The sequence below is a fragment of the Microbacterium sp. ZXX196 genome, assembly GCF_009709595.1.
Taxonomy (GTDB): domain Bacteria; phylum Actinomycetota; class Actinomycetes; order Actinomycetales; family Microbacteriaceae; genus Microbacterium; species Microbacterium excoecariae.
Window position 1 is genome coordinate 45,608 of record NZ_WMEE01000013.1, and the last position, 9,049, is coordinate 54,656.

General features: G+C 74.2%; 8 protein-coding genes. 4 read left to right on the forward strand and 4 right to left on the reverse strand.

What is annotated here, in order from left to right:
* Nucleotides 1–2 precede the first annotated feature (2 nt).
* From GJQ66_RS10535 to GJQ66_RS10550, 4 genes are read left to right on the forward strand one after another with little or no spacing between them, the layout of a single operon-like run.
* Nucleotides 3–1,634, forward strand: coding sequence for an ABC transporter substrate-binding protein (locus GJQ66_RS10535; protein WP_155049333.1), 1,632 nt, complete (start codon nt 3–5; stop codon nt 1,632–1,634).
* Nucleotides 1,631–2,626 carry an ABC transporter permease gene (locus tag GJQ66_RS10540; protein ID WP_155049334.1) on the forward strand — a complete coding sequence of 332 codons (996 nt, stop codon included), beginning with the start codon at nt 1,631–1,633 and terminating at the stop codon, nt 2,624–2,626. The genes GJQ66_RS10535 and GJQ66_RS10540 overlap by 4 nt, the downstream gene beginning before the upstream one ends.
* Nucleotides 2,623–3,432 (forward strand): ABC transporter permease, encoded by an 810-nt coding sequence (locus GJQ66_RS10545; protein WP_368732879.1) that lies wholly within the window; start codon nt 2,623–2,625, stop codon nt 3,430–3,432. Before GJQ66_RS10540 ends, GJQ66_RS10545 begins: the two co-directional genes overlap by 4 nt.
* Nucleotides 3,429–4,916, forward strand: coding sequence for an ABC transporter ATP-binding protein (locus GJQ66_RS10550; protein ID WP_368732880.1), 1,488 nt, complete (start codon nt 3,429–3,431; stop codon nt 4,914–4,916). The genes GJQ66_RS10545 and GJQ66_RS10550 overlap by 4 nt, the downstream gene beginning before the upstream one ends.
* 6 nt (nt 4,917–4,922) lie before the next feature.
* Here the strand turns inward: GJQ66_RS10550 and GJQ66_RS10555 are convergent, their stop codons facing one another.
* The 4 genes from GJQ66_RS10555 to GJQ66_RS10570 form a co-directional block, all read right to left on the reverse strand.
* Nucleotides 4,923–5,423 carry a DUF2004 domain-containing protein gene (locus tag GJQ66_RS10555; RefSeq protein ID WP_155049335.1) on the reverse strand — a complete coding sequence of 167 codons (501 nt, stop codon included), beginning with the start codon at nt 5,421–5,423 and terminating at the stop codon, nt 4,923–4,925.
* Nucleotides 5,424–5,471: 48 nt separating this feature from the next.
* Nucleotides 5,472–6,341 carry a signal recognition particle-docking protein FtsY gene (gene ftsY / locus GJQ66_RS10560; RefSeq protein WP_155049336.1) on the reverse strand — a complete coding sequence of 290 codons (870 nt, stop codon included), beginning with the start codon at nt 6,339–6,341 and terminating at the stop codon, nt 5,472–5,474.
* 10 nt (nt 6,342–6,351) lie between these two features.
* Nucleotides 6,352–7,485, reverse strand: a complete 1,134-nt coding sequence (locus GJQ66_RS10565) for a class I SAM-dependent methyltransferase (RefSeq protein ID WP_155049337.1) — start codon at nt 7,483–7,485, stop codon at nt 6,352–6,354.
* On the reverse strand, nt 7,485–9,049 hold a 1,565-nt coding region (locus GJQ66_RS10570), incomplete at its 5' end, for an AAA family ATPase (protein ID WP_155049338.1). The genes GJQ66_RS10570 and GJQ66_RS10565, both read right to left, overlap by 1 nt.

The window sequence follows — 9,049 nt, forward strand, 5'->3', positions numbered from 1 at the left end:
CCATGCGCCCTTCCCTCCGCCCCCTGTCCGCGGCCCTCGTGGCCCTGGCCGCGCTCGCCGCGAGCGCCTGCGCCGCGGATCCGTCCGCCGACACCCCGCAGGCGACCGCCGGGGGGACGCTCGTGTACGCGACCGGCGACGCGGAGCCGACGTGCCTCGATCCTCATGTCGGCGGCAACTACCCCCAGGGGCTCCTGTCCACCCAGTTCCTCGAGCCGCTGTTCGGCCGCGACGCCGACGGCGAGATCGTCCCGTGGCTCGCGGAGTCGGGCGAGCCGTCGGACGACGGCCTCACCTGGGACATCACCCTGCGCGACGACATCTCGTTCACCGACGGGACGCCCTTCGACGCCGAGGCGGTCGCCGCGAACATCGTGCACCTGCAGGATCCAGACACCGGGTCGTCCACGGGGTACCTCGCGGTGGAGCAGGTCGAGCGCGTCGAGGTCGTCGACGCCACACACGTCCGCCTGCACCTGTCGACGCCAAAGTCGGCGATGCTTGAGGTCCTCAGCCAGCAGTGGGCGGCCATGGAGTCTCCGGCCGGGATCGAACGCGGGATGGAGGCGAACTGCCAGGCGCCCATCGGCACCGGCCCCTTCGTCGTGGAGAGCTGGACCCCGCAACAGTCGGTCACGCTCGCGCGCAACGAGGACTACGTCGCGACGAATCCCGAGGCCGATCACGAGGGAGCGGCCCTACTGGACGGCATCGAGTGGCGGTTCGTGCCCGACGCCGCCACGCGCCAGGCCGCGCTCGCCTCCGGCGAGGTGCACGTCATCGACAACCCCCTGCCGACCGACATCGCCGCGGCCGAGGCGCAGGGCTTCGGACACATCGACCAGCCGCGCCCCGCGGCGTCGAACCGCATCGAGCTGAACGCCTCCCAGGCGCCGTTCGACGACGACCGGGTGCGCGAGGCGTTCCTGCTCGTCGCGGACCCGTCCCCCGGCATCGAGACCCTCTTCGCGGGGACGACCTCGCGCTCGTACGCCGTGCTCTCGAGCGCGGAGCCGCTCGCGCTGTCGGATCCGGACGCGTTCCCGACGGATCCGGAACGGGCCGCCGAGCTGCTCGACGAGGCGGGCTGGGTGCGCGCCGACGAGGACGGCATCCGCACCCGGAACGGCGAGCGCCTGGTCGTGCGTTTCCCCGTCTCGACGAACCAGTCCACCCCCGCCGAACAGTCGCTGTTCGAGCAGATCCAGGCGAACGCGGGCGCCGTCGGATTCGACGTCGAGCTCGATCCCGTGGACCTGTCCGCCTGGTACGGCGCGCTCGCCGAGAACGCCTATGACGCCGTCTCGGCGCCGTACACGACCGTCGGGCCCGACGTGCTCCGGATCCTGTATCACTCCGACGGGATCACGCCGGCCCCTTCCGGGTACTTCGCGAACCACGCGCAGCTGTCCGACCCCGACCTCGACGCGCTGCTCGACGAGGCGATGGCGACGACCGACGCCGACGAGCGCGCCGAGCTGTACACGGCGGCGCAGCGCATCATCCTCGACAGCCACACCGTGCTCCCGCTGTACGACCAGCAGAATCACTTCCTCACGCGCGGCGTCGAGGGCGTCGGCACGATCCACACGATCTCGACGCCCACGTTCGTCAACGCGCGCCTGACCGAATGACGGCGCCGCGTCGGATCGCCGGCGTCGTGGCGGGGCGCGTCGGATCCGCCCTGCTCGTCGTGTGGGTCGTCGCCACCGTCGTGTTCTTCGCGCTGCGCGCGACGGGCGATCCGCTCGAGGCGATCCTCGGCGGGCCGGGATCCCAAGCGGGTCCCGACGCCGTGCAGGCGGCGACCGAACGCTACGGCCTCGACGAGCCGCTCTGGGCGCAGTACCTGCTGCAGCTGCGCGACGTCGCCACCCTGAACCTCGGCGACTCGTACGCGCGCCGTGTCCCCGTGACGGACCTCCTTCTCGAGAACCTCGGGACCACGCTCGTGCTCGCCGCGCTGTCCTTCGCCCTCGCGTGGATCCTCACCCTCGCGGGATCCTTCATCCGGGCGTTCTCCCGCGGACCCGCCGGCCGCGCCGCCCAGGCGGCGCTCAGCGGGCTGGAGGTGGTCGCCGCCGTCACGCCGCAATTCTGGCTCGGCGCGGTTCTCATCATGGTCTTCGCGACGTCGCTCGGGTGGCTACCGGCGACGAGCGCGGGAGACGACCCCGCGGCGCTCGTCCTCCCGGTCGCGACGCTGGCCGTTCCGATCGCGGGGTTCCTCGCGCAGGTGACGAGCGACGCCCTCGCGGACGCCGACGCGGCGCCGTTCGCGACGAGCGCGCGCGCCCGCGGCGCGGGCGAGGCGCGGGTTCTGCTCGCGCACACGCTGCGGCACGCCGCGCTGCCCGGCCTCGCGCTGTCGGGCTGGGCGCTCGGCAGCCTCCTCTCGGGCGCGGTCGTCGTGGAGGTGCTCTTCGCCCGGCCGGGGCTCGGGCGCCTCCTGCAAGAGGCGGCGCTGCAGCGCGACGTGCCGGTCGTCATCGGGACGGTGATCGTCGTGGCGCTGGTGTACGTCGTCGTCGTGACCGTGACGGATCTCGCCGAGGCCTGGCTGGATCCGCGCCTCGGCGGTCGCCACGCCCCGACGCCCGAGATCGCGGCGGGGGTCGGCCAGTGACCCGCGCGCGACGCCTCGGAGCCGTGGGGATCGTCGCGGCCGTCGTCACGGCGGTCGTCGCCCTCGCCGCGGTCTGGCCGGGCCTCGTGGCGTCCGGGGATCCGCTCGCGATCGCGCCGGCTGAGGGATTCGGACCGCCCGACGCGGAGCACCCGTTCGGCACCGACGAGTCGGGGCGCGACGTGTTCACGCGCGTCGTGCACGGCGCCCGCGCGTCCGTCGGGATCGGCCTAGCCGCGACGGCGCTCGGCGTCGGCCTCGGCGCCGCGATCGGCTTCGCCTCCGGGCTCGGCCCCCGGGTGATCGACCGCGCTCTCACCCGCGTCGTCGAGGTGCTCTACGCGCTCCCCACCCTCGTGATCGCCCTCCTCTTCGTCGCCGTTCTCGGCGCCGGAACCGGCAGCTCCGTCCTCGCGATCGGCCTGGCCACCGCGCCCGGTTACGCCCGCATCGTCCGGGCCCGCGTACGCGTCGTCGGGCAGAGCGAATACGTCGCGTACGCCCGGCACGAGGGCCTCTCGGCGCCCCGGAGGTTCGGGCGCCACGTGCTCCCCAATACGTTGGGCCCCCTCGTGGCCATGATCACGCTCGGCGTCGGCCAGGCGATCGTCTGGGTCGCGGCGCTCAGCTTCCTCGGGCTCGGCCAGGCACCGCCGAGCCCCGAGTGGGGCGCGATGCTGAACGCGGGCCGCCCCTACATCGGCACCGCCTGGTGGATGACGCTCTTCCCCGGGCTTGGGATCGTGTGCGCCGCGACCGCCCTGACGGTCCTCGGGCGCGCCCTCACGACGGGAGGCCGCACGTGAGCGCGCTCGCGAGCGTGCGGGGGCTGAGCGTACGGCTGGCCGCGGCCGGTAGCGTGCTCGACGGGGTCGATCTCGACGTCGCCGCCGGCGAGATCGTCGCCCTCGTGGGGGCCTCGGGCGCGGGGAAGTCGGTGCTCGCGCGCACACTGTTGGGGCTGACCCAGGCCGAACCCGGGGCGCGGGTCGACGCCTCGCGTCTGCAGATCGACGGATCCGACCTCCGCCGCGCGGGCGCCCGCCGCTGGCGCCGGATCCGCGGATCGCGCGTTGGGCTCGTCCTGCAGGACGCGCTTCAGTCGCTCGACCCGCTGCGCACGATCGGCGCGGAGGTCGGCGAGACGCTCGCCGCCGCGGGCGTCCCGCGACGCGCGCGCGAGCCCCGCGTCGAGCGGGCCCTCGCCGACGCGGGGCTCGCGGAGCCGCGGGCCATCGCCCGGCGCCGCTCCGGCGAGCTCTCGGGAGGGATGCGCCAGCGCGCGTTGATCGCGTCCGCCGTCGTCGGCGGCGCGCGCCTGATCATCGCGGACGAACCGACGACGGCGCTGGATGCCACGACGGCCGCGCGGGTCCTCGATCTACTCGACGCCCAGCGAGCCGCCGGCGCCGGGATCCTCCTCATCACGCACGACATGCGACAGGCCGAGCGCGTCGCCGACCGCGTCGCCGTGATCGACGCCGGGCGCATCGTCGAGGCCGGCCCGACGACGGCGGTCCTCGGCGCGCCGCAGCACCCCGCGACGGCGGCGCTCGTCGCGGCCGTGCCGCGCGGGCCGAACCCAGCGCCCCGCGGCGCGGCGCGCCCGCGCGGCGAGATCGTCCTGTCCGGCAGCGCCCTCCGCCGACAGTACGGGCCGGTGGCCGCGCTCGGCGGCGTCGACCTCGACCTCCGCGCGGGCGAGGTCGTCGGCCTCGTGGGGGAATCCGGCTCGGGCAAGTCGACCCTCGCCCGCCTGCTGATCGGCGTCGAGCGCCCCGACGGGGGGCGCGTGCGGCGGCTCGCCGAGCCCGTGCGACTCGTGCCGCAGGATCCGCTCGGCTCGTTCGACCCGCGCCTCCGCGTGGGCCGGATCCTCTCCTCCGCGCGGCGGGACGGCGCGGAGACGCCGGAACGCCTACTCGCCCGCGTCGGGCTGCCCGCCGCCGTCCTCGCGCGGCGACCCGCCCAGCTGTCCGGCGGCCAACGCCAGCGGGTCGCGATCGCCCGGGCTCTCGCGGCGCTCCCCCGCGTCCTCGTGTGCGACGAGCCGGTCTCCGCGCTCGACGTCACGACGCAGGCCGGCATCCTCGACCTGCTCGTCGATCTCGCGCGCGCGGACGACGTCGGGATCGTGTTCATCTCGCACGACCTCGCCGTCGTGCGGCGCGTCGCCGACCGCGTCGTGGTCCTGCGAGGCGGCCGCGTCGTCGAGGAGGGCGAGGTCGAGGAGGTCTACGCGCACCCGCGGGACGCGTTCACGCGGGCGCTGATCGCGGCCTCCGCATAATGTCGGTCAGTCGGCGCTCGTGGCAGACTGCACCGTGCCGTCGCTCGCGAAGTTCACGAGGAGAACGTCGTCCGTTTCGTCGGGATCCAGCGCGTACTCGAGCACCGCGAACGGGTCGGATCCCCCGTGCTCGTCGGCGAGGATCGTCATGCTCATGAGCTCGAGCGAGCGGATGATATCGACGGGGGCGTCGCCGGACACGTCGACGAGGATGTCCTCGATCTCGTCGCCGTAGCGGTCGGTCATCATGAGGATGAACTCCGTGACGTCGCTCGCCCGGTTGTCGACCTCCGCGAGCATGGCGTCGCGCGCGCGGCGATCGATCTCGTCGAGCGCCGTCACGAGCGAGGCGGCGGCGTCGAGCGCGTCGAGCGTGACGTCGTCCTGATCGGGCGCCGTCAGGTCGACCGTCACGCGCATATCCCCGAGGTCGACGTTCTCCGACCAGAAGATCGCCCCGTCGGGGCCCGACTCGAGCAGCCCGAAGTAGTCGTGTTCGATCGCCATGCCCCTACTCAACCACGAGCGGGGCCGATCGTGGGGGGCGGTCCGCCATTAGCCGACGAGTTGCGCCGCGAAAGCGTGGGGCGCGAAGCCCGTGAGGTCGCCGATCCCCTCGCCCTCGCCGAGCAGCTTCACGGGGATGCCGGTACGCTCCTGCACCGCGAGGACGAATCCGCCCTTCGCGGATCCGTCGAGCTTGCTGATGACGAGGCCCGTCACGCCGGCGTGCTCGAGGAACGCCTCGGCCTGCAGGACGCCGTTTTGACCCGTCGTCGCGTCGAGGACGAGCAGGACCTCGCTGATGGGCGCCTGCTTCTCGATCACGCGGCGCACCTTCGTCAGCTCGTCCATCAGGCCGGCCTTCGTGTGCAGGCGTCCGGCCGTGTCGACGAGCACGATCTCCGTGCCCGTCCGCTGGGCGTAGTCGATGGTTTGGAACGCGACCGACGCCGGGTCCTGGCCCTCCCGCTCGGGGCGCACGATCGCCGCGCCGCCCCGCTCCGCCCAGGTCGCCAGCTGCTCCACGGCGGCCGCGCGGAAGGTGTCCGCGGCGCCCACGACGATGGAGCGGCCGTACCGGCGGAGGAAGTGGGCGAACTTGCCAATCGTCGTCGTCTTGCCGACGCCGTTGATCCCGACGACGAGCACGACGGCGGGGCGCTCGGTGAGCTTCAGGGTCGTGTCGAACTTGTCGAAGCGCTCCTCGAGGCTCTCGACGAGCATCCGCTTGAGGTCCTTCGGGTCGGTGGTCCCGTAGCGATCCACCTTGTCGCGAAGCTCCTCGACGATCCGCTCCGTGATGTCCGGCCCGAAGTCCGCCGTGATGAGCGCCGTCTCGAGGTCGTCCCAGGTGTTCTCGTCGATCGTCTCTTTCACGAACATGCCGCGCAGGGCGCGACCGAGGGACCACTTCTCCGCCATGGGTTCCAGCCTAGCCGCCCCGCCGGGTGGACGCCGTCACGGTGAAGGTCGCATCGCGCGCGACCTCGCGCGTCGGGCCGACGAGGCGCTCGAGCTGCGGGCGGTACCGCATGTGCGAGTTCCACACCGCCCACAGCTCGCCGCCGGGGGCGAGAACCCGGGCGGCGTCGCGGAAGAGCTCGGGCGCGATCGTGTCGGTGACGGCGGCCCCCGAGTGGAACGGCGGGTTCAACAGCACGAGTCCGAAGGCGGCGTCCGCTTGCGACGCCGCGCCGACGTCGCGCACGACCTCGACGCGGGCGCCCAGCCCGTTCGCACGCACGGTCGCGCGCGCGGACTCCACGGCCGCCCACGAGCGGTCGGTCGCGAGGACGCGGGCCGCGGGCCGGGCGGCGGCGTACGCCGACGCGAGGATCCCCGTGCCGCACCCCAGGTCCATCACGGATTCCGCATGCGGCATGTCCCCGAGGCGGCTCAGGAGAAATCGCGTGCCGATGTCGACGGCGGGGCCGGCGAACGCAGCGCCGTGCGCGCGGATCTCCAGCCCCACGGCGTCGTCGCGGGCCGCCCTCGGCCACGCACCGGCGGTTCCGGGTCGAGGCGCGCGGGCCCGCAGGACGCGGGACTTGCCGACCGCGCGCTCGGCGATCACCGTCCGAAAGTGGCGCCCGAGCACGGCGTTCATCCGCGGCGTCATGTGCTTCGTCCGCCCCACGGCGACGAGCTCGACCGCCGGGTCCGCGGCCCCCGCCACGACTCCGGCGATCTCGTCGAGGGCGTCGAGCCCGCGCGGGAGCTGCAGGAGCACGAGGCCCGCGCCCGCGGCGAGGCCGGGCTCGAGGCCGTGCCAGGTCAGCCCGCCCCGCGCGACGCCCGTCCGGCGCGCGTTCTCGGCGAGCGCGCGCTCGCCCGTCAGCGGATCCTGATGCGCCCGAATCCGCGAGCCGGGGTGCGCGGCGAGGATGCTCAGCGCGATCGCGCCGTACCGGTCGCCGATCACGACGGCGTCCGAGACGGCGCCCGCCGCCTCGAGGAGCACCCGATCGCTCCGGTCCGCCGCCACGAGGTCGTGCGCGGGCGCGTCGGGCCACCGATCGAGCCGGGAGGCGAGGGCGTCGAAGGCCTCCGCGGGCGAGGACGCCATCACGCGCCCTGCCGCTCCACGATGCGCTGCCCGACGACGGCGGAGACGCCGTCCTGCCGCATGGAGACGCCGTACAGCGCGTCCGCGATCTCCATCGTTCGCTTCTGGTGCGTGATCACGAGGAGCTGGCTGTTCTCCCGCAGCTTCTCGAAGACGCCGAGCAGCCGCCCGAGATTCGCGTCGTCGAGGGCGGCCTCAACCTCGTCCAGGATGTAGAACGGGCTCGGACGGGCCTTGAAGATCGCCGTCAGCAGCGCCACGGCGGCGAGGGATCGCTCGCCGCCCGAGAGCAGCGACAGGCGCTCGATCTTCTTGCCCGCTGGTCGCACCGCGACGTCGATGCCGGTGGTGAGCAGATCCTCCGGGTTCGTGAGGGTGAGCGAGCCCTGCCCGCCAGGGAACAGGATCGGGAACATCTCGTCGAACGCCGCGCGGGTGTCCTCGAACGCGTCGGCGAAGATCGTCTGCATGCGCTCGTCGAGATCGGCGATGATCGTGCGCAGGTCGGCGCGCGTCTGCACGAGATCGTCGAGCTGCTCGGTGAGGAACCGGTGGCGCTGCTCGAGGGCGGAGAACTCCTCGAGCGCGAGCGGGTTGACGCGGCCGAGCTGCGCGAGCCGCCGCTCCGCCGCGCGGAGGCGCTTCTCCTGCCCCGCGCGGTCGTACGGGGCGTCGTCGGCCGGCTCCCCCTCGCCCGCGTCGTCCGCGGGGTCGGCCGGAACCGGCTGGTCGGGCCCGTATTCCGCGACGAGGATGTCCTCCCCCATCCCGAGCTCGGACTGCGCGCGCTCGATGAGGTTCGCGAGGTGCAGCTTCTTCTCGTGGATCTGCATCTCGAGCCCGTGGACGCTCGCGGTGAGCGCCGCGAGCCGCTCGCGGATCCGCGCGTCGCGCTCGCGGAGCTCCCGGAGCTCCCCCGAGACGGCGCGGCGCGCCTGCTCCGCCTCGTGCAGCGCGTGCCGCGCCTCGGCGACGGATCGATCGACCGAGTCGAGCACGGCGGGCAGCTCGTCGGCCACCCCCTGGGCAATCTCGCGCTGGCGGCGGCGCAGGACCGCCCGGCGCGCGGCCTCGTCGGCCGCGGCCTGCTCCCGCTCGCGCTGGCGGACGAGGCCGTCGGCGTGCGCGCGCGCCGCCCGGACGCGCTCCCGCGTCGTCTCGACCTCCAGGCGGGCCGTCATCTCGGCCTCGCGCGCGAGCTCGAGCGCCGCGGCGAGCCCCTCGCGCGCCGAAGCGTCGAGGATCGGACGGGGCTCCTCCCGCGCGCGCTGCAACTCGTCGTCGGCGCGGTCGAACGCGCGATCCGCCTCGCCCACCTGGGCCTGGGCGCTCGCGAGCGCCTCCGTCAGCCGCTCGCACTCCGCGGCGGCGGACTCGTACCGAACGGTGACGCGGTTGACCTCCTCGGCCCGGCGGGCGAGGTCGGCGTCGTGGGCGCGAAGGCCGGCGAGCGCGTCCTTCTGCGCGGCCCGGGCCGCGCGCAGCCGCTCGGCCTGCTCGCCCCGGCGCGCATCCAGCCGCTCGACGTCCGCCTCCACGGCGGCGAGGCGCGTCGCGGCGCCGT

Coding starts and splice junctions, on each gene's coding strand:
- GJQ66_RS10540 (WP_155049334.1), top strand. CDS start 1,631: ATGACGGCGCCGCGTCGGATCGCCGGCGTCGTGGCGGGGCGCGTCGGA.
- ftsY (WP_155049336.1), bottom strand. CDS start 6,341: ATGGCGGAGAAGTGGTCCCTCGGTCGCGCCCTGCGCGGCATGTTCGTG.
- GJQ66_RS10535 (WP_155049333.1), top strand. CDS start 3: ATGCGCCCTTCCCTCCGCCCCCTGTCCGCGGCCCTCGTGGCCCTGGCC.
- GJQ66_RS10565 (WP_155049337.1), bottom strand. CDS start 7,485: ATGGCGTCCTCGCCCGCGGAGGCCTTCGACGCCCTCGCCTCCCGGCTC.
- GJQ66_RS10555 (WP_155049335.1), bottom strand. CDS start 5,423: ATGGCGATCGAACACGACTACTTCGGGCTGCTCGAGTCGGGCCCCGAC.